Consider the following 18,672-nt stretch of genomic DNA (forward strand, 5'->3'; position numbering starts at 1 on the left):
CAAAGGCTGATCAAAGTAACTCGCCCGCAAGGGCGAAAGCTTTTGTCGTTGCCTCGCAGCGCGCCTTTGCGAATGCCAATGCCCTAGACACTCAGACACCGACGCGCGCAATAGCTACGCAACGCGCAAAGAAGTACCGCGCCTGACCACAAAGTCGACAGGAAGCAGCACACCAGAGCGAAACCGGGCTTAGCCCGGTCTCACCATCCTCAGTCAGCCAACCCACGCAGCAGATCGTTGACGCTCGTCTTGCTGCGGGTCTTGGCGTCGACCTGCTTGACGATCACCGCACAGTACAGCGAGTGCGAGCCGTCCTTGGCCGGCAGTTGCCCGGACACCACCACGCTGTACGGCGGCACGTAGCCGTAGAAGATCTCGCCAGTGGCGCGGTTGTAGATGCGCGTGCTCTGGCCCAGGAACACGCCCATGCCGATCACGCTGTGGTGGCCGACCACCACGCCCTCCACCACTTCCGAGCGCGCGCCGATGAAGCAGTGGTCCTCGATGATGGTGGGGCTGGCCTGCAGCGGCTCGAGCACGCCGCCGATGCCGGCGCCGCCGGACAGGTGGCAATGCTTGCCGATCTGCGCGCAGGACCCGACCGTGGCCCAGGTATCGACCATGGTGCCCTCACCGACGTGCGCGCCGATGTTGGTGAAGCTCGGCATCAGCACCACGTCCTTGCCGAAGTAGCTGCCGCGGCGCGCCACCGCGCCCGGCACCACGCGCACGCCGGCCTTGCGGAACTCGGCCTCGTGGTAGCCGGCGAAGCGCGACTCCACCTTGTCCCAGAACGGCGCCGGCTGCGCTTCCACCACCGCCATCTCGTTGACCCGGAAGTACAGCAGCACCGCCTTCTTCAGCCACTCGTTGACCTTCCAGCCGCCGTGACCGTCCGGCTCGGCGACGCGGAACTCGCCGCTTTCCAGGCCGTCGATGACCCGGTTGACCACCGGCCGGGTCGATCCCTCGATCTCGTCCAGGGTCAGCGTGGCGCGGCGCTCGAACGCGCTGTCGATGGTGAACTTGAGTTCGTCGGCGCTGGGCATGGCGACCGGCTTGGCGCGCAGCGGCTTCGGCGCGGGCTTGGCCGCCGCGGTCGGTGCCGCAGGCTTCGCGGCGACCGGCTTGGCGGACTTGGCCGGCTTGGCGGTCTTCTTGGTGGCCGGCTTCTTCGCAGCGGGCGTCTTGGCGGCAGGCTTCTTGGTGGCCATCAGCGGGGGTCTCCAGGCGGGGTATCGGGGTCCAGGCAGGCCTGCAGCGCGGCCTGCAGCGCCTGGCGGCAGGCGTCGGGCAACGGCAGGTTGTGCTCGTCGGTGATGTGGAACAGATCCTCGGCGCGCTCGCCGAAGGTGGCGATGCGCGCGTCGTGCACGCGCAGCTGGTGCCGGCGCAGCACCTGGGCCACGTCCGACAGCAGCCCGGGGCGGTCTGGCGCGACCAGGCTGAGCCGGGTCAGGCGGCCGTCGAGGCTCTCGCGGAATTCGATGCGCGGGGCGAAGCGGAAATGCCGCAGCTGGCGCGGCACCACGCGCCGCGCCGGACGCAGCCGCGCCAGGTCGCCGGCCAGCGCCTCGCGCAGTCCGGCCTGCAACTGCGCGATGTCGCCGCTGGCGAAGGCATCGGCCGGCATCACCTCGAAGGTGTCGAAGATCGCCTCATGCGGCGCATCGAGCACCCGCGCGCGATGGATGCCGTAGCCGAGCCGGTCCAGGGTCATCACGATCGCGGCGAACAGGCCGTCGCGGTCCGGCGAGTACACGAACACTTCCAGCGCCGCGTCGTCGGGGGTGACCGGACGCACCTTGACCAGGGTGCCGCCCAGTTCCACCTCCATCAGCGAGGTCGCCTGCCAGGCCAGTTGCTCGGGACGGAAGCGCAGGAAACTCTCGTCCGGCATGCCGGCGAATTGGCGGTCGATGGTGACGTCGTCGTGGCCCTGCAGGTGCATCAGCGCACGCGTGGCCTCGCGTGCCTCCTGCAGGCGCTCGGCCACCGGCAGCGGGTGTTCCAGGCCCTCGCGCAGCGCGCGGCGGGCGGCGAAGTACAGGTCGGCCAGCAGCCGGTCCTTCCACGCGTTCCACAGCTTGGGGCTGGTGCCGGCGATGTCGGCACAGGTCAGCAGATACAGATGATCCAGCCGCTCGCGGTCGCCGACCAGGCTGGCGAAGCGATGGATCACGTCCGGATCGGCGATGTCCTGCTTCTGCGCGGTCACCGACATGCGCAGGTGCTGCTCGACCAGCCAGGCGACCAGATCGGTGTCGGCGGCGCTGAGCGCATGCGCGGCGCAGAACGCGCGCGCATCCACCGCGCCCAGCTCCGAATGGTCGCCGCCGCGGCCCTTGGCGATGTCGTGGAACAAACCGGCCAGCAGCAGCAGTTCCGGCTTGCGCAGCCGCGGCCAGACCTCATGCGCGATCGAGAAGCGGTCGTCGGCGCGCGCGCTGGCGAACACCGCCATGTTCTTCAACACCATCAGCGTGTGCTGGTCGACCGTGTACACATGGAACAGGTCGAACTGCATGCGCCCGGACACCTGCGCGAATGCCGGGATCCACTGCCCGAGCACGCCCAGCCGCGCCATCCGGGTCAGCGTCTGCACCGCGCGCGGGCCGCGCAACAGCGCCAAAAAGCGCTCGCGCGCGGCCGTGCTGGCGCTGGCGTAGGCCGGCAGGTGCGGCAGCGCCTCGGCCAGCGCGCGCGCGGTCAGCGAATGCAGGCCGCGGATCTCGCCGTGTGCGGCCCAGGTGGCGAACAGCGCGAACACCTGCACCGGGTCGGCCTGCGGCCAGTGCTCGTCGTCGGCGGCCAGGTAGCCGCGGCGCAGCGAGAAGCCGCCGGCCAGCGGCTGCGGCTGCGCCTCGCCATCGAACTGTTCCTCGAAGCGCTGCAGCAGCCGATCGCTGAGCCGACGCACGATCGCCGCGCTGCGGTAGAAGCGCTGCATCATCTTCTCGACGCCCAGGCTCTCGACGTCGTCGGAGAAGCCCAGGCGCTGCGCCAGGGTCTTCTGGTAATCGAAGCGCAAGCGCTCTTCGGGGCGGTTGGCGACCAGGTGCAGGCCGTAGCGCAAGCGCGCCAGTTCGCGGCGCTCGCGGCGCAGCGCGGCGGCTTCGTCGCCGCCGACATGGCCCAGCCCGATCAACGGCTCCAGGTCGCGCACGCCGAACGCGCGCAACGCCATCCAGCCCAGGGTGTGCAGGTCGCGCAGGCCGCCGGGGCCGTCCTTGATGTCCGGCTCCAGGTTGTCGGCGGTATCGCCGAAACGCTGGTGGCGGGCCTGCAGCTCCTCGCGCTTGGCCATGAAGAATTCGCGTGGCGGCCACACCCGCTGCGGCGCGATGGATGCGGCCAGCGCCGCCTTGGCGGCGGCGTCGGCCTGCAGCGGGCGCGCCTCGATCAACGCGGTCAGCACGGTCTGGTCGGCGCAGGCCGCGGTACACTGCGCGGCCGAGCGCACCGCGTGGCTCACCGGCACGCCGGCGTCCCACAGCAGCGGAAACAGCCGCGCCAGCGCCGGTTCGTAGATGGGGTCGAGCTCGCCGAACACCAGCAGGTCGATGTCCGAGCGCGGGAACAGTTCGCCGCGACCGTAGCCGCCCACCGCGAACAGGGCCAGCCCGGCCTCGCGCGGCACGCAGCGGCTCCAGGCGTGACGGATCAGTTGGTCCAGCGCGCGCGCGCGCAGCGCCAGCAGGCGGTCGATGTCGTCGCCCTGGTCGAAGCGCTTGCTCAGCCGCGCATCGGTCTGCACCAGCAGTTGCCGCACCGCGGCCGCCCAGCCGGCATCGTCGACACCGGCGTCGGGCATGCCGGCATCGGCACCGGCCGGCAGCAGGCTCACGGCTCGCCGAGGCCGCCCGGCGACAGGGTCAGTACCTCCACCCCATCCTCGGTGACGGCGACCATGTGCTCCCATTGCGCCGAGAGCTTGCGGTCCTTGGTCACCACGGTCCAGCCGTCCGGCAGCACGCGGGTATAGCGCGTGCCCTCGTTGATCATCGGCTCGATGGTGAAGGTCATGCCCGGCTTCAGCACCAGGCCATCGCCCGGCCGGCCGTAGTGCAGCACCTGCGGCTCGTCGTGGTAGACCTTGCCGATGCCGTGGCCGCAGTACTCGCGCACCACGCTGAAGCGCTCGCTCTCGGCGTACTGCTGGATGGCATGGCCGATGTCACCGAGCGTGGCGCCCGGCTTCACCGCGCGGATGCCGCGCCACATCGCCTCGTAGGTGGCCTCGATCAGGCGCCGCGCCATCACCGAGGGCGTGCCCGCGCAGTACATGCGGCTGGTGTCGCCGTGCCAGCCGTCCTTGATCACGGTGACGTCGATGTTGACGATGTCGCCGTCCTTCAGGACCTTGCTCTCGCTGGGGATGCCGTGGCAGATCACGTTGTTCACCGACGTGCACACGGTCTTCGGAAAGCCGCGGTAGCCGACGTTGGCCGGCACCGCCTGCTGCACCTTGACGATATGGTCGTGGCAGATGCGGTCCAGCTCGGCGGTGGTGACGCCGGGCTTCACGTACGGGCCGATCAGGTCCAGTACCTCGGCGGCCAGGCGGCCGGCCACGCGCATCTTCTCGATGTCCTGCGGAGTTTTCAGATTGACGGTCATGGTCGTCATTATCGCTCATCCCGGCGCTGGCTGAACGCGCCGGGCGCGTTGGCGGTTTTCCGGCGCGTTGCCCTGACCACCCTCGCCTTCATCGCACTGAACGCGCTGTCCCGTGGTCGCCATCTCATGTGAAATCTTGATGACGATCCATAAAAATGTGAACTGGCCCGCAGTTTGCATTGGGGACGACACCGGCGGTTGTCCGCCCTCACCGAAGAACCCTGCCATGTACCTCTTCCATCGCGTTCTCGCCTTCCTCGTGCTGTTCGTCGCCGGGACCGGCCTGGCCTGGGCCCAGTCCGACTCGCGTACCTTCAACGTCAAGATCCAGATCACCAGCGTCTGCGACATCCAGACGGCCCCCACCGACGTGGATTTCGGCAGCGTCAACTCCAACCAGACGGCGATCAACAGCACCGGCACCTTGAACGTGCGTTGCACCTCCGGCACGCCGTACAACATCGCGCTCAACGCCGGTTCCGGCTCCGGCGCCACGGTCACCACCCGCACCATGGGCAGCGCCGTCGCCGGCAACACCACGCGCGTGCCTTACTCGCTGTACCGCAATGCCGCGCGCACGCAGAACTGGGGCTCGACCATCGGCACCGACACCCAGGCCGGCACCGGCAATGGTGCAGTGCAGCCGATCACCGTCTACGGCCAGGTCGCCAACACCAACTACCCTGCCGGTTCATACAGCGACATCGTCACCGCCACCGTCAGTTGGTAACCGGAGCCGCCTGCATGCATGTGCGACTGCATTCCTTCCTGCGCCTGCCGGCGCTCGCCGCGTTGTGGCTGGCGGCAGCCGGCGCGGCTGTCGCAGCGAGCCTGCAGGTGGCGCCGACCTCGGTGTCGCTGCGCGCCGAGGAGACCGCCCAGGGCGTGTGGCTGAGCAACAGCGGCGACGTGCCGCTGCGTGCGCAGGTCCGCGTGTTCCATTGGCAGCAGCGCGACGGCGAGGATGTGCTCGACCCCAGCGACCGCATCGCGCTCAGCCCACCGATGCTGGAGCTGGCGCCGCATTCGCGGCAGTTGGTCCGCGTGATCCGCCTGGATCCCGCGCCTGGCGCCGGCGAGGACGCCTACCGCATCCTGGTCGACGAGTTGCCCAGTCAGGACGCTAGCGGCAACGCCAGCGCCGGGCTGCAGTTCGTGCTGCGCTATTCGGTGCCGGTGTTCCTCAAGCCGGCCGTGGCCACTGCGCCGGCACTGCGCGCGCGGCTGGTCCGCGACGGCGCGGGCACGGCGCTGGAAGTGCTCAACCAGGGCAACGGCCACGCGCAATTGGTGGACCTTCAGTTCGTCGCCGGCGATGGCCAGCGCAGCGCCATCGCCCAAGGCCTGGCCGGCTATGTGCTGCCGGGCCAGCGCAAGCGCTGGCCGCTGCCGGCGGCGCTGGCGCAGCCACAAGGAACGTTCGAGGCAAGGATCAATGGCGAGCCGCGCGCGCAGTCGCTGGTCGTGGACACGGCGGCGCCCTGAGCTGTTGCTGGCCCTGTGGGCCGGCACTGCCGCGCTCGCCGTCGCCCAGCCTCAGCCCTCCACCCCGCCCCAGGCCGCTGCGCCGGCGCAGGAGACCCTGTACCTGGAGGTCACCCTGAACCAGACCCGGCAGCCGGGCCTGTTCCAGTTCCAGCGCGACGGCGAGCAACTGCGCGCCAGTGCCGCAACCTTGCGCCAGCTCGGTCTGCGCGTGGACGGCAGCGACGCCACCGCGGCGATCGCCCTGGGCGATCTGGACGGCGTGCGCTTCCGCTACGACGCCAGCCTGCAGCAGCTGGCCATCGACGCGCCGGTGGCGCTGCTCGACGTCGCCACCACCCGGATCGACGCCCGCGGCGGCGTGCCGTCGCTACCGGCGACCAGCTCGCCCGGCGCCCTGCTCGACTACGACCTCTATGCCAGCCGCCAGGGCAGCGCCAGCAATCTCACCGCCAGCGGCGAACTGCGCGTGTTCGGCCTGGGCGATGGCCTGCTGCGGCAGTCCTTCGTCGGCAGGCTGTACCGCGAGCCGCAGCAGGACTGGCATGCCGAGGCGATCCGCCTGGACACGCAGTGGCAATGGTCGTTGCCCGAGCGCATGACCAGCGTGGTGCTGGGCGACACCTTCAGCAGCAGCACCAGTTGGAGCCGCACGCTGCGCCTGGGCGGGGTACGGGTTGGCAGCGATTTCGGCCTGCAGCCGTACCGCGCGCTCACCCCGTTGCCGGAATTCCTCGGCGAAGTGGCGGTGCCGTCCAGCGTGGACCTGTACGTCAACGGCATCCGCCAGTACGGCGCGCAGTTGCCGGCCGGGCCGTTCCAACTGTCCGCCGCGCCGGGCGTGGACGGCGCCGGCAATGCCCAGGTGGTGATCACCGACGCCTACGGTCGCACCCGCTCGCTGGCCTTTCCTTTCTATGCGACCCAGGATCTGCTGGCCAGCGGCCTGACCGACTGGTCGCTGGCGCTGGGCCGGGTGCGCGAGGACTACGGCGTCGCCGACTTCGCCTATGCCGGCGACACGGTCGGCAGCGCCAGCTGGCGACGCGGTGTCAGCCCGCGCTTCACCGCCGAGGCGCACGCCGAGGCCGGGGCCGGCGTGCGCAACGCCGGCGTCGGCGGCCTGTGGCTGCTGCCGCGCGCCGGCGTGTTCGGCGCCTCGCTGGCGCACGGCGGCGATGCCGGCCAGCAAGGCCTGCAGTACGCGCTCAGCTACCGCTGGAACAACGGCCGCTTCAACCTGGCGTTGGATACCCAGCGCGCGCAATCGGGCTACCGCGACGTGGCCGCGCGTTACGGCGCCGCGCCGCCGCGGGTCAGCGAGCGCGCCCTGTTCGGCAGCACCTGGGACGGCCTGGGCAGCATCGCCCTGAGCTATGTGCGCCTGGCCTATCCGGACAGCGGCGACCAGCGCTACGCCAGCCTGTTCTGGACCCGGGCCCTGCCGCGGCAGTCGTCGTTGAACCTGAGCATCAACCAGAACCTGGACCAGGCCAGCGACCGCAGCGTGTATCTGGGCTGGTCGATCGCGCTGGAGGGGCGCCGCCAGGCCGGCGTCGCCCTGCAGCGTTTCGGCGAACGCACCAGTGCGACGGCCGATCTCAGTCAGGCGGCGGCCGCCGACGGCGGCAGCGGCTGGCGGCTGCAGGCGCGTGGCGGGCAGGACGGCGGCGGCGGCCTGGCCGAAGCCAGCTGGCGCGGCGCCAGCGCCCGCTACGCCGGCGGCATCGCCAGCGCCGGCGGCCAGAGCTACGGCTATGCCGAAGCCTCGGGCGGCGTGGCCTGGATCGGCGGCGGCTGGTTCCCTGGCCGCGATCTCGACCAGGCCTTCGCCCTGGTCTCCACCGGCGGCGTCGCCGACGTGCCGGTGTTGCTGGAGAACCGGCCGATCGGCCGTACCGATGCGCGTGGCTTCCTGCTGGTCACGCCGCTGCTGGCCTGGCAGCACAACCAGCTGTCGATCGATCCGATGCGCCTGCCGGCGGAGTTGCGGCCGGAGCAGGTCGACCAGATCGTGGTGCCGCGCGACCGCACCGGGGTGGTGGTGGCGTTCCCGATCCGCCGCAGCGACGGCGTGCTGGTGCAACTGCGCGATGCCGACGGCGTGCCGCTGCCGGTCGGCAGCCGGATACGTGGACCGGGGGTCGACACGGTGGTCGGCTACGATGGCCAGGCCTATGTGGAAGGACTCGGGCCCGGCCGCAACGATCTGGAGGTGGACATGCACGGCAGCCGTTGTCGATTCCGGATCGACCGCGCGACGCAGGCGCGGCCCACCGGGCTGGAGCCGCTACGCTGCCTGCCGGAGACCACGCCATGAGCGCGCGCGCCTGGCGAATGCTGCTGCCGGCCCTGCTGTTGGCGGTCACACTGCTGCTGCCCTCGCGCGCCGCGGCCACCACCACCTGCACCGCGCAGGCCACGGCGCTGAGCTTCGGCACCCTCTCCGACACTGCCGCCACCGACGCCACCGCGCAGATCGTGGTCACCTGCCAGACCGGCGCGCTGAGCATCCTGGGCACCATCTATGTGCGCATGTGCCTGAACATCGGCGAGGGTGCCCAGGGCGGCGGCCTGGGCATCGCGCCGCGGCGCATGCTCAACCCGCTCAACGACAGCCTCGGCTTCCAGCTCTACCGCGACAGCGCACGCAGCCTGATCTGGGGCAGCACGCTGGCCGGCTCCACCCCGCTCCAGGTCGACCTGACCTACTCCTCGCTGGCGACCGGCGGCAGCGGCAGCGCCAGCTACACCCTGTATGGACGCATCCCGCTGCAGAGCGGCATCGCCACCGGGCTCTACCAGAACAACTTCAGCGGGGTGTTCACCAACCTGCAGTACCGCTATGACGAGCCGTTGATCGGGACCCCGGCGAGCATGCCCGCCTCCTGCACCACCGGCGGCGCCGGCGGCGGCACCTCGGTGCAGTTCCCGTTCGTGGCCAGCGTCACCGCCGCACCGACCTGCACCATCGCCAGCATCGCCGACCTGGATTTCGGTACGCAGTCGGGCCTGATCGACAATCCGCTGAACTACACCACCGTGCTCAGCATGAATTGCCGTTACCGCACCGCCTGGCAGGTCAGCCTGGACAACGGCCAGAACGCCAGCGGCAACGTGCGCCGCATGCGCAACGCCAGCGGCCAGTTCCTCACCTACGAGCTGTACCGCGACGCCGCCCGCACCCAACGCTGGGGCAGTACCCTGAACACCGATACCCAGACCGGCACCGGGACCGGCAGCGCGCAATCGCTCACCCTGTATGGCCGGGTGCCGGCCCAGCAGACCCCGGCGCCGGGGAGCTATAGCGACGTGGTGAAGGTCACCGTCACCTACTGAGGGCTGAACAGCGCGGCCGCGCCGGTCAAGTTGCCAGGATGGGAGCCGTTATCAGTTGTGTCTACCGCGGAGTCCCGATCGATGCGCCTGCCGTTCCTACGACCGCTGTTGTTGGCGAGCCTGTGCGTGGCCGGCGTGGATGCGGCGGCACAACCGACCGCCGGCAGCGGCAGCGCTACATTGCGGATCGGCATCCGCATCGAGCGCAGTTGCGAGGTCGGCACCGAGGTCCGCGCGCAGCCCGGAGCGCTGCCGACGATCGCCTGCAACCGCCCGATGGCCTACCAGGTCAGTGTTGACGGCGCGCCCGCGCCCAGTGCCGGCACCGCGCTGGCGTTGAGCCTGTCCACGACCGGTGCCGCGCCGCGCGACCCGGCGCGCTACGCCACGGTCGCGTTCTAGTGGGCGGCGCGCGCCGAGTGCATGCGCGCCTGCTGCTGGCGCTGCTGCTGGCGCTTGCCGGCAGCGCCGAGGCGGCCGGGGTGCGGATCAGCCCGACCCTGGTGCAGCTGGCGCCGGAAGAGACCACCACCGAGATCTGGCTGAACAACACCCAGGACCGCGCCTGGCAGGCGCAAGTCCACGTGTACCGCTGGCAGCAGACCGACGGCATGGACGCACTGGACAGCACCGACGAGGTGCGTACCAGCCCGCAATCGATCGACATCCCCGCGCAGGGGCGGCAACTGCTGCGGCTGGTGCGCACCGGCCCCGCCGCGACCACCGAGCACGCCTACCGCCTGGTGCTGGAAGAACGCGCCACACCACCCGACGCCACCGCACCCGCGCCCGCCGCGGCAGGCGCACCCCTGCTGCTGCGCTATTCCACGCCGGTGTTTCTTAGCCCATCGGACCCGGCGGCCGCGCCGCGCCTCAGCGCCCACCTGAACGCAGGCGCGCGTGGACCGGAGCTGGTGGTGCACAACCGCGGCAGCGCCCACGCCCGGCTCAGCGATCTGAGCTTCGTCGGCGCCGACGGCCGCACCGTGACCCTGTTCCCCAGCCTCGCCGGCTACGTGCTGGCCGGGGAACTGAAGCGCTGGCCGCTGCCGGCCGCCGCGACCGCACCGGGCGGCCACTTCGCGGCACGGCTCGACGAGCAGTCGCCGCTGCAGCCGCTGCCGGCCGAGTGAGCCGCCCGGCGCATTGCGCCGCCGCCCTCCGCCAGGTATAGTGCGCGGCTTCCTCGTGCCTGTCATGGCCCGATGGACCGTCCACGCCGGACGCACCGGCGAATTCACACCTGCTGCCATCGCCCGTGCCGGGGTGCTCCGCAAGGAGTTCGGCCACGGAGACAGCAGGGAGGCCCAACCCCGGAATCGTCGTGCGGACCCTCAAGGCCGCACCGTCATGCGCGCGCTTCACCCATTCCTGCCCGCGCACGGCCGGTTCCCCATCAGGAGTCACTGCAATGCCCCAGGTCACCATGCGTCAGATGCTGGAAGCCGGCGTCCACTTCGGCCACCAGACCCGCTACTGGAACCCCAAGATGGCGCCGTACATCTTCGGCGCGCGCGGCAAGATCCACATCATCAACCTCGAGAAGACGGTTCCGCTGTTCAACGACGCGATGAACTTCATCTCCAGCGTCGCGCAGAAGCGCGGCACCATCCTGTTCCTGGGCACCAAGCGCAGCGCCCGCGACGCGGTGAAGGAAGAAGCCGAGCGTTGCGGCCAGCCGTTCATGACCCAGCGCTGGCTGGGCGGCACGCTGACCAACTTCCGCACCGTCAAGCAGTCGGTGGCGCGCCTGAAGGAACTGGAAGCGGCCGAGACCGACGGCACCTTCGACAAGCTGGTCAAGCACGAAGTGCTGACCCTGCGCCGCGAGCGCGACAAGCTGGAAGCCTCGCTGGGCGGCATCAAGGAAATGAACCGCCTGCCCGACGCCCTGTTCGTCATCGACATCGGCCATGAAGACATCGCCATCAAGGAAGCCAAGAAGCTCGGCATCCCGGTGATCGCGGTGGTCGACACCAACTACAACCCGGACCTGGTGGACTACGCCATCCCGGGCAACGACGACGCCATCCGCGCCGTGCAGCTGTACGCCCGTGCCGCCGCCGACGCCGTGCTGGAAGGCAAGGCCGCTGCGCCGAACGCCGCCAGCGTGCGCGAGGAAGAGTTCGCCGAGGGCGGCGACGACAAGGGCCGCGGCCCGCGCAAGAACGGCAAGAAGGCCGAAGAGACCGCTCCCGCCGCCGAGTAACCGGCGCGCCATGCGACTGCGCGATCATGCGCAGCCGCCGCCCGGCGCGTTCGGCGCGCCCGGCTTCGCGAGCGCCGCCTGCGGCGCCCGCTTCCAGATCTTCCGGCCGGCCGCAAGCCGGCCTTTTCCCACCTTTCGTGAGGACATCCCGTGGAAATCACTGCTTCCCTGGTCAAGGAACTGCGCGAGCGCACCGGCGCCGGCATGATGGAGTGCAAGAAGGCACTCACCGAGAACGCCGGCAACATCGACAACGCCGCCGAGTGGCTGCGCAAGTCGGGCCTGGCCAAGGCCGACAAGAAGGCCGACCGCGTCGCCGCCGAAGGCCGCATCGCGATGGCCCAGGACGGCGGCAAGGCGGTCCTGGTCGAAATCAACTCCGAGACCGACTTCGTCGCCAAGGACAACAACTTCCTGGCCTTCACCGACGCCGTGGTCCAGGCCGCCCTGACCTCCGGCGCCGCTGACGTCGAAGCACTGAAGAGCGCCAAGCTGCCCGGCGGCGAGACCGTCGAGGAAGCCCGCGCCGCGGTGATCGCCAAGGTCGGCGAGAACGTGCAGGTGCGCCGCCTGGTGCGCATCGACAGCGCCAACAACGTCGCCGCCTACGTGCACGGCGGCCGCATCGGCGTGCTGGTCGAGGTCAAGGGCGGCGACGCCGACCTGGCCCGTGGCATCGCCATGCACATCGCGGCGATGAACCCGCCGCACATCAAGGCGTCCGACGTCCCGGCCGAGTTCGTGGCCAAGGAAAAGGAAATCGAACTGGCCAAGATGTCGGAGAAGGACAAGGCCAAGCCGGCCGACATCCTGGAGAAGATCATCAGCGGCAAGATCGCCAAGATCGTCAACGAAGTCACCCTGTACGGCCAGCCCTACGTGCTGAACACCGACCAGACCGTGGAGCAGGCGGTGAAGGCCGCCGGCGCCGATGTGGTCGGCTTCCAGCGCCTGGCCGTGGGCGAAGGCATCGAGAAGGTGGTGGAAGACTACGCCGCCGAAGTGATGAAGCAGGCCGGCCTGGCCTGATCCCGCCCCCGGGAAGAAAAGAGCCGCGCATTGTCGCGGCTTTTTTTTTGCGGGTGTACGCTGCGCGGGCTGGGACAGGCCGCTGCCCCACCTCTTATTCCATGCCGTATCGGAAGTGCATGCATCCTGAACTCGAAGCGATCCTGAGCCACTCCCGCGACCTGCCCTCGCCCCCGGGCATCGCCCTGCGCATCATCGAACTCGCGCAGGATGCGGACGTGGATCTCGCTGCCACCGCCGATGCCATCGCCATGGACATGGCGCTGAGCGCGCGGATGCTGCGCATCGCCAATTCCCCGCTGTACGCCAGCCGGCGACGCATCGACAACCTCGGCCAGGCGCTGACCATGCTCGGCCTGAACGCCGCGCTGAGCCTGGCACTGGGCTTTTCGATGGTGCAGAGCCTGCGTGGCGACGCCAGCGCACCGCAGGAACGGCTGTGGCGGCGCAGCGTGCTGGCAGCCCTGGCCAGCCGCCTGCTCGGCCAGGCCGTCGGCCTGCGCAAGCACGAGGAACTGATGCTGGCCGGCCTGCTGCAGGACATGGGCGCACTGGCCCTGCTGCACGTCTGCCACGACCAGTACGCCGCACTGCTGCACGAAGCCGCCGGCGATCCGCAGCGGCTGAGCGCCCTGGAGCGCGAGCACCTGGGCGCCGACCACGCCGAGGTCGGCGCCTGGCTGGCGAAGAAATGGAAGCTGCCCGCCTACCTGCAGCGCAGCATCGCCAACGGCAACGATGCCGCGGCGAGCGAGCCCTTCGACATCTGCGTGCGCCTGTCCGGGCCGATTGCCGATATCTGGCTCAGCGAGGACACCGAAGCCGCGCGCACCTACGCCATGCAGCGCGCCTATCGCGACCTGCAGCTGGACAGCCGCCGCTTCGACGAAGTGATCGGCCACATCGCCGAGGCGCTGCCGGCGGTCAGCCCGATCTTCGACGTGCGCATCGCGCAGCCGGAGCGGGTCGACGCGATCATCAGCCACGCCCGCGAACTGATGGTGCTGCGCAACCTGCGCGACGTGCAGGAAGCCAACCGCGTGCGCCAGCGCGCCGACGAATACGAGCAGCACGCCCGGCGCCTGGCCGAGCAGGCCAGCCGCGACGCCCTCACCGGCGTGTTCAACCGGCACCAACTGGACACCCTGCTGCAGCAGCAGTTCGAGCTGGCCAACCGCCACGACTGGCCGCTGTCGGTGGCCTTCATCGACCTGGACGATTTCAAGAAGATCAACGACGCCCACGGCCACCTGGTCGGCGACCAGGTGCTGCGCGCGTTCGCCCAGGCCCTGCAGCCGCTGGTGCGCAGCAGCGACATCGTGGCGCGCTTCGGTGGCGAGGAATTCCTGGTGCTGTTGCCCAATACCGGCGAAGACGCCGCGCTCGGGGTCATGCGGCGCATCCTGTCCGAGATCGCGCAGCGGCCGATGACCGAGACCAAGCACGGGCCACTGCACATCAGCTTCTCCGCGGGCGTGGCCACCCAGGGCGGCCGCGAGCGCTTCAACAGCGCGCAGGAACTGCTGCAGGCGGCCGACGACATGCTGTACAGCGCCAAGCACGGCGGCCGCAACCGCGTCACCGCGCGCTCGTGCGGCGAGGCGCAACGCTGAAGCATCGCCGACGGCACAGACGCGCTGGCGCGCATCGGCTAAAATCGTGTGGTTTGCCCGTCATCCCCCAACGAGGTCGCCATGTCCCAGCTCGCCTATCGCCGTATCCTGTTGAAACTTTCCGGCGAAGCGCTGATGGGGGACGGGGACTACGGCATCGATCCCAAGATCATCAATCGCCTGGCCCATGAGGTGATCGAGGCGCAGCAGGCCGGCGCGGAAGTGGCGCTGGTGATCGGCGGCGGCAACATCTTCCGCGGCGCCGGCCTGGCCGCCGGCGGCATGGACCGGGTCACCGGCGACCACATGGGCATGCTCGCCACCGTCATCAACGCGCTGGCGATGCAGGACGCGCTGGAGAAGCTCGGCGCCAAGGTGCGGGTGATGAGCGCGATCAAGATCAACGACGTGTGCGAGGACTTCATCCGCCGCCGCGCGATCCGCCACCTGGAAAAGGGCCGCATCGCGATCTTCGCCGCCGGCACCGGCAACCCCTTCTTCACCACCGACTCCGGCGCGGCGCTGCGCGCGATCGAGATCGGCGCCGACCTGCTGCTGAAGGCGACCAAGGTCGACGGCGTGTACGACAAGGACCCGAAGAAGCACGCCGACGCAGTGCGCTTCGACAGCCTGACCTACGACGAGGTCATCGCCCGCAACCTCGAGGTGATGGACACCGCCGCCTTCGCCCTGGCCCGCGACAGCGACCTGCCGCTGCGCATCTTCAACATGGGCCAGCCCGGCGAACTGCTGAAGATCCTGCGCGGTGCCGAGATCGGCACGTTGGTGAAGGGTCGGGGCTGATGCCCCGACCCGGGATTGGGGATTCGGGATTGGGGATTCGCAAGAGCATTGCGCGCTGCAGCATCGCGCCTGCGGTAAAAGCCACCGCGGTGCATGCGCCTGAAGCGCGGCTTTTACGAATCCCCAATCCCGAATCCCCAATCCCGGCCCCACGCCTTTCCCGGCTATAATCGTCCGATTCAGATTCAGCACGGACACCGGCGATGCTCAACGAAATCAAGCAAGACGCACAGACCCGCATGGCCAAGAGCATCGACGCGCTGCGTCATACGCTCGTCAAGGTGCGCACCGGGCGCGCGTCGACCGCGCTGGTCGAGCACCTGAAGGTCAACTACTACGGCTCGGACATGCCGCTGAGCCAGGTCGCCAGCGTGGCCGTCGCCGACGCCCGCTCGCTGACCATCACCCCGTGGGAAAAGCAGATGGTCAGCGCGGTCGAGAAGGCGATCCTGGCCTCGGACCTGGGCCTGACCCCGAACACCGCCGGCACCACCATCCGCCTCAACCTCCCCGCCCTCACCGAGGAACGCCGCCGCGAGCTGTCCAAGGTCGTGCACGGCGAAGGCGAGGACACCAAGGTCGCGATCCGCAACATCCGCCGCGACGCCAACCAGCAGGTCAAGGATCTGCTGAAGGACAAGAAGGTCACCGAGGACGAAGCCCGCGCCAGCGAGGACGACATCCAGAAGCTGACCGACAAGGCGATCAAGGACGTGGACGAGGTGGTCAAGGGCAAGGAACAGGAACTGATGGCGGTCTGAGCCTGCGCCTGCCGGCCATGCCTTCCGACCCCGTCCCCATGTCCCTGCCCCGCCATCTGGCCATCATCATGGATGGCAACGGCCGCTGGGCGCAGCGCCGCCGTCGGCCGCGCGTGATCGGCCATCGCGCCGGCGCCCGCGCGGTCAACCGCACCATCGATTTCTGCCTGGAGCGCGGCATCGGCGCGCTGACCCTGTTCGCCTTTTCCAGCGAGAACTGGGGGCGCCCGCAGGAGGAAGTGGACGCGCTGATGAAGCTGTTCCTGCACGCACTCGACCGCGAGGTCGAGGAGCTGCAGCGGCGCGGGGTGCGCGTGCGCTTCATCGGCGACCGTTCGCGCTTCGCGCCGTCGCTGTGCGAGCGCATGGCCCAGGCCGAGGCGCGCACCCGCGACAACCAGGCCCTGCACCTGTCGATCGCCGCCAGCTACGGCGGCCGCCAGGACATCGCCCTGGCCGCACGCGCGCTGGCCGAGGACGTCGCCGCCGGGCGCCTGCGCCCGGAGCAGATCGACGAGGACGCCCTGTCGGCGCGCATGGCGCTGGCCGACCTGCCGCCGCCGGACCTGTTCATCCGCACCGGCGGCGACCTGCGCATCAGCAACTTCCTGCTGTGGCAGCTGGCCTATACCGAACTGTGGTTCACCGAGACCCTCTGGCCCGAGTTCGGACCGGAGGTGCTGCAACAAGCCCTGGACGACTACGCCCGCCGCGAGCGGCGTTTCGGCCTCACCAGCGCGCAGGTCGCCGAAGCGGCGACGGAGAACGTTTCCGCATGACCCGTACCCGCGTCATCGCCGCGCTGATCATGGCCCCGCTGGCCATCTGCGCCATTCTGCTGCTGCCGACCCAGTGGCTGGTCGCGCTGGCCGCGTTGATCTTCCTGATCGGCCTGTGGGAATGGCTGAAGCTGGCCGAGGTCGACGACACCCTGCCGCGCACCATCCTGCTGATGCTCAACCTGCTGCTGATGGTGCTGCTGGTGTGGGCCTCGGCCGGCTCGCTGGTGCTGTTCCAGCTGACCACCCTGATCGGCGTCGGCTGGTGGTGCGCGGCGCTGCTGTGGCTGGGCTTCTACCGCTTCGGCTCCGACCACGCCACCTATGCGCGGGTGTTCAAGCTCGCCGCCGGCACCCTGGCGATCGTCCCGGCCTGGGCCGCGCTGGGCCTGATCCACGCCAGCGAGCCTAATGGCCACCGCTGGCTGCTGACCGCGCTGGCCACGGTGTGGGCCGCCGATTCCGGCGCCTATTTCGCCGGCCGCCAGTTCGGCAAGCACAAGCTGGCGCCGCGGATCAGCCCCAACAAGACCGTGGAAGGCCTGATCGGCGGCTTGCTGGCCGGCCTGATCGTGGCCGCCGGCTTCGGCTGGCTGGCCGGCGTGACCCTGCCGCACCTGCCCGGGCTGCTGATCGTGGCCGCGGTCAGCGTGCTGGCCTCGGTGGTCGGCGACCTGTTCGAGAGCCTGCTCAAGCGCCACGTCGGCGCCAAGGACTCGGGCAACGTGATTCCCGGCCACGGCGGCGTGCTGGACCGGATCGACGGCGTGCTGGCGGCGCTGCCGATCTTCGCGCTGGGCAAGGACATCTTCGGGTTCTGAGGCCAGTGAACACGCAACGCAGCAAAGCCGACACGGTGCGCACCATCGCCGTGCTCGGCGCCACCGGCTCGATCGGCGCCTCGGCGCTGGACGTGATCGCGCGTCATCCGCAGCGCCTGCGCGCCGGCGTGCTGGCGGCCGGGCGCAATGTCGACGCGCTGCTGGCGCTGTGCGCCACGCATCGCCCCGCCCATGCGGTGATCGCCGATCCGGACCTGTACCCGGCGCTGCGCGACGGTCTGCGCGCGGCCGGGCTGGCGACCCAGGCGCATGCCGGCGACGCCGCGCTGGACCAGCTGGTGGCCAGCGACGCCTGCGACAGCGTGGTCGCCGCCATCGTCGGCGCCGCCGGCCTCGCCTCGACCCTGGCCGCGGCCCGCGCCGGCAAGCGCCTGCTGCTGGCCAACAAGGAAGCGCTGGTGCTGGCCGGCGAGCTGGTCACGGCTGCCGCCGCGGCGGCCGGCGCCGAGATCATCCCGATCGACAGCGAGCACAACGCCATCTTCCAGTGCCTGCGTTCGCGCCAGACCGGTGCCGAAGTAAGGCGTGTGCTGCTGACCGCCTCCGGCGGCCCGTTCCGCGGCTGGGACCGCGCGCGCCTGCAGGCGGTGACCCCGGCGCAGGCCGTTGCGCACCCGAAGTGGTCGATGGGGCCGAAGATCTCCGTCGATTCGGCGACGTTGATGAACAAGGGCCTGGAAGTGATCGAGGCCCACCACCTGTTCGCGCTGGCGCCCGAGCGCATCGAGGTGCTGGTGCACCCGCAGAGCCTGGTGCATTCGCTGGTCGAGTTCATCGACGGCTCGACCCTGGCGCAGATGGGCCTGCCGGACATGCGCACCACCCTGGCGGTGGGCCTGGGCTGGCCGGACCGGATCGCCTCCGGGGTCGCCGGGCTGGACCTGCTGGCGCAGGGCCGGCTGGATTTCGAGGCGCCTGATCTGGACGCCTTCCCCTGCCTGGGCCTGGCCTGGCGCGCGATGCAGGCCGGCGGCAGCGCCCCGGCGATCCTGAACGCGGCCAACGAAGTGGCTGTTTCAGCCTTTCTTCAGGGCCGGATCGGTTTCCTATCGATTCCTGCGCTGGTCGAGAACGCCCTGACCGAGCTGCCTGCGGTCGCGGCCGATTCCCTGGACGCATTGCTGGCGGCGGATGCGCAATCGCGCAAGATCACCGAACTCGCCATTGCCCGCCAACTCGCCCATGCTTGAT

18 protein-coding genes are annotated in these 18,672 nt (G+C 70.0%); 14 read left to right on the top strand and 4 right to left on the bottom strand.

The window, feature by feature from the left end; genetic code table 11:
• Positions 1–209: 209 nt before the first annotated feature.
• Genes dapD through GGR66_RS00155 form a run of 4 tightly spaced genes read right to left on the bottom strand, consistent with a single transcriptional unit; the run spans position 210 to position 4,848 of the window.
• Positions 210–1,214: a 2,3,4,5-tetrahydropyridine-2,6-dicarboxylate N-succinyltransferase gene (dapD, locus tag GGR66_RS00140; RefSeq protein WP_184446790.1), complete on the bottom strand. Its 1,005-nt coding sequence runs from the start codon at positions 1,212–1,214 to the stop codon at positions 210–212.
• Complete coding sequence (locus GGR66_RS00145) at positions 1,214–3,814, bottom strand: [protein-PII] uridylyltransferase (RefSeq protein ID WP_184447416.1); 2,601 nt, start codon at positions 3,812–3,814, stop codon at positions 1,214–1,216. The genes dapD and GGR66_RS00145 overlap by 1 nt, the downstream gene beginning before the upstream one ends.
• A 29-nt stretch (positions 3,815–3,843) precedes the next feature.
• The gene (map, locus tag GGR66_RS00150) at positions 3,844–4,629 is read right to left on the bottom strand and encodes a type I methionyl aminopeptidase (protein WP_160957186.1); all 786 of its coding nucleotides are present in this window, start codon (positions 4,627–4,629) and stop codon (positions 3,844–3,846) included.
• A 6-nt stretch (positions 4,630–4,635) separates the two neighbouring features.
• Positions 4,636–4,848, bottom strand: a complete 213-nt coding sequence (locus GGR66_RS00155) for a hypothetical protein (RefSeq protein WP_184446791.1) — start codon at positions 4,846–4,848, stop codon at positions 4,636–4,638.
• On the opposite strand from GGR66_RS00155, the gene GGR66_RS00160 reads away from it, so the two are divergent.
• The 14 genes from GGR66_RS00160 to GGR66_RS00225 all read left to right on the top strand — a co-directional run bounded on the left by GGR66_RS00160 (position 4,847) and on the right by GGR66_RS00225 (position 18,671).
• The gene (locus GGR66_RS00160; RefSeq protein ID WP_160965670.1) at positions 4,847–5,350 is read left to right on the top strand and encodes a spore coat U domain-containing protein; all 504 of its coding nucleotides are present in this window, start codon (positions 4,847–4,849) and stop codon (positions 5,348–5,350) included. The two genes, GGR66_RS00155 and GGR66_RS00160, sit on opposite strands and share 2 nt — an antisense overlap.
• 14 nt (positions 5,351–5,364) lie before the next feature.
• Positions 5,365–6,105, top strand: coding sequence for a molecular chaperone (locus tag GGR66_RS00165; protein WP_184446792.1), 741 nt, complete (start codon positions 5,365–5,367; stop codon positions 6,103–6,105).
• A 4-nt stretch (positions 6,106–6,109) separates the two neighbouring features.
• Positions 6,110–8,425: a fimbria/pilus outer membrane usher protein gene (locus GGR66_RS00170; RefSeq protein ID WP_184446793.1), complete on the top strand. Its 2,316-nt coding sequence runs from the start codon at positions 6,110–6,112 to the stop codon at positions 8,423–8,425.
• Positions 8,422–9,444: a spore coat U domain-containing protein gene (locus GGR66_RS00175; protein WP_184446794.1), complete on the top strand. Its 1,023-nt coding sequence runs from the start codon at positions 8,422–8,424 to the stop codon at positions 9,442–9,444. Before GGR66_RS00170 ends, GGR66_RS00175 begins: the two co-directional genes overlap by 4 nt.
• 81 nt (positions 9,445–9,525) lie before the next feature.
• On the top strand, positions 9,526–9,846 hold the full coding sequence (locus tag GGR66_RS00180) for a hypothetical protein (protein WP_184446795.1): 321 nt from the start codon (positions 9,526–9,528) through the stop codon (positions 9,844–9,846).
• Between the two features lie 17 nt (positions 9,847–9,863).
• Positions 9,864–10,577 carry a fimbria/pilus periplasmic chaperone gene (locus GGR66_RS00185; RefSeq protein ID WP_326520895.1) on the top strand — a complete coding sequence of 238 codons (714 nt, stop codon included), beginning with the start codon at positions 9,864–9,866 and terminating at the stop codon, positions 10,575–10,577.
• A 278-nt stretch (positions 10,578–10,855) separates the two neighbouring features.
• Positions 10,856–11,653: a 30S ribosomal protein S2 gene (rpsB, locus tag GGR66_RS00190; RefSeq protein ID WP_017908839.1), complete on the top strand. Its 798-nt coding sequence runs from the start codon at positions 10,856–10,858 to the stop codon at positions 11,651–11,653.
• A gap of 150 nt (positions 11,654–11,803) precedes the next feature.
• On the top strand, positions 11,804–12,682 hold the full coding sequence (tsf, locus tag GGR66_RS00195) for a translation elongation factor Ts (RefSeq protein WP_160970852.1): 879 nt from the start codon (positions 11,804–11,806) through the stop codon (positions 12,680–12,682).
• A 119-nt stretch (positions 12,683–12,801) separates the two neighbouring features.
• Positions 12,802–14,295: a GGDEF domain-containing protein gene (locus GGR66_RS00200; RefSeq protein WP_184446797.1), complete on the top strand. Its 1,494-nt coding sequence runs from the start codon at positions 12,802–12,804 to the stop codon at positions 14,293–14,295.
• A gap of 81 nt (positions 14,296–14,376) precedes the next feature.
• Positions 14,377–15,099, top strand: coding sequence for a UMP kinase (pyrH, locus tag GGR66_RS00205; protein WP_160970848.1), 723 nt, complete (start codon positions 14,377–14,379; stop codon positions 15,097–15,099).
• A gap of 203 nt (positions 15,100–15,302) precedes the next feature.
• Positions 15,303–15,860 (top strand): ribosome recycling factor, encoded by a 558-nt coding sequence (gene frr, locus GGR66_RS00210; protein WP_160970846.1) that lies wholly within the window; start codon positions 15,303–15,305, stop codon positions 15,858–15,860.
• 38 nt (positions 15,861–15,898) lie between these two features.
• The gene (gene uppS / locus GGR66_RS00215) at positions 15,899–16,639 is read left to right on the top strand and encodes a polyprenyl diphosphate synthase (RefSeq protein WP_160970844.1); all 741 of its coding nucleotides are present in this window, start codon (positions 15,899–15,901) and stop codon (positions 16,637–16,639) included.
• Positions 16,636–17,460, top strand: coding sequence for a phosphatidate cytidylyltransferase (locus tag GGR66_RS00220; protein ID WP_160970842.1), 825 nt, complete (start codon positions 16,636–16,638; stop codon positions 17,458–17,460). Before uppS ends, GGR66_RS00220 begins: the two co-directional genes overlap by 4 nt.
• 5 nt (positions 17,461–17,465) lie before the next feature.
• On the top strand, positions 17,466–18,671 hold the full coding sequence (locus GGR66_RS00225) for a 1-deoxy-D-xylulose-5-phosphate reductoisomerase (protein ID WP_184446798.1): 1,206 nt from the start codon (positions 17,466–17,468) through the stop codon (positions 18,669–18,671).
• The last annotated feature ends 1 nt before the right edge of the window (position 18,672 follow it).

It is taken from the genome of Xanthomonas sp. 3498, assembly GCF_014199795.1.
GTDB classification, from domain to species: Bacteria; Pseudomonadota; Gammaproteobacteria; order Xanthomonadales; family Xanthomonadaceae; genus Xanthomonas_A; species Xanthomonas_A rydalmerensis.

What these genes read in the sequence shown, in the direction of transcription:
- dapD (WP_184446790.1), bottom strand. Translation starts at nt 1,214, where the DNA reads ATGGCCACCAAGAAGCCTGCCGCCAAGACGCCCGCTGCGAAGAAGCCG.
- GGR66_RS00145 (WP_184447416.1), bottom strand. Translation starts at nt 3,814, where the DNA reads ATGCCCGACGCCGGTGTCGACGATGCCGGCTGGGCGGCCGCGGTGCGG.
- map (WP_160957186.1), bottom strand. Translation starts at nt 4,629, where the DNA reads ATGACGACCATGACCGTCAATCTGAAAACTCCGCAGGACATCGAGAAG.
- GGR66_RS00160 (WP_160965670.1), top strand. Translation starts at nt 4,847, where the DNA reads ATGTACCTCTTCCATCGCGTTCTCGCCTTCCTCGTGCTGTTCGTCGCC.
- GGR66_RS00155 (WP_184446791.1), bottom strand. Translation starts at nt 4,848, where the DNA reads ATGGCAGGGTTCTTCGGTGAGGGCGGACAACCGCCGGTGTCGTCCCCA.
- GGR66_RS00165 (WP_184446792.1), top strand. Translation starts at nt 5,365, where the DNA reads ATGCATGTGCGACTGCATTCCTTCCTGCGCCTGCCGGCGCTCGCCGCG.
- GGR66_RS00175 (WP_184446794.1), top strand. Translation starts at nt 8,422, where the DNA reads ATGAGCGCGCGCGCCTGGCGAATGCTGCTGCCGGCCCTGCTGTTGGCG.
- GGR66_RS00180 (WP_184446795.1), top strand. Translation starts at nt 9,526, where the DNA reads ATGCGCCTGCCGTTCCTACGACCGCTGTTGTTGGCGAGCCTGTGCGTG.
- rpsB (WP_017908839.1), top strand. Translation starts at nt 10,856, where the DNA reads ATGCCCCAGGTCACCATGCGTCAGATGCTGGAAGCCGGCGTCCACTTC.
- GGR66_RS00200 (WP_184446797.1), top strand. Translation starts at nt 12,802, where the DNA reads ATGCATCCTGAACTCGAAGCGATCCTGAGCCACTCCCGCGACCTGCCC.
- pyrH (WP_160970848.1), top strand. Translation starts at nt 14,377, where the DNA reads ATGTCCCAGCTCGCCTATCGCCGTATCCTGTTGAAACTTTCCGGCGAA.
- frr (WP_160970846.1), top strand. Translation starts at nt 15,303, where the DNA reads ATGCTCAACGAAATCAAGCAAGACGCACAGACCCGCATGGCCAAGAGC.
- uppS (WP_160970844.1), top strand. Translation starts at nt 15,899, where the DNA reads ATGTCCCTGCCCCGCCATCTGGCCATCATCATGGATGGCAACGGCCGC.
- GGR66_RS00220 (WP_160970842.1), top strand. Translation starts at nt 16,636, where the DNA reads ATGACCCGTACCCGCGTCATCGCCGCGCTGATCATGGCCCCGCTGGCC.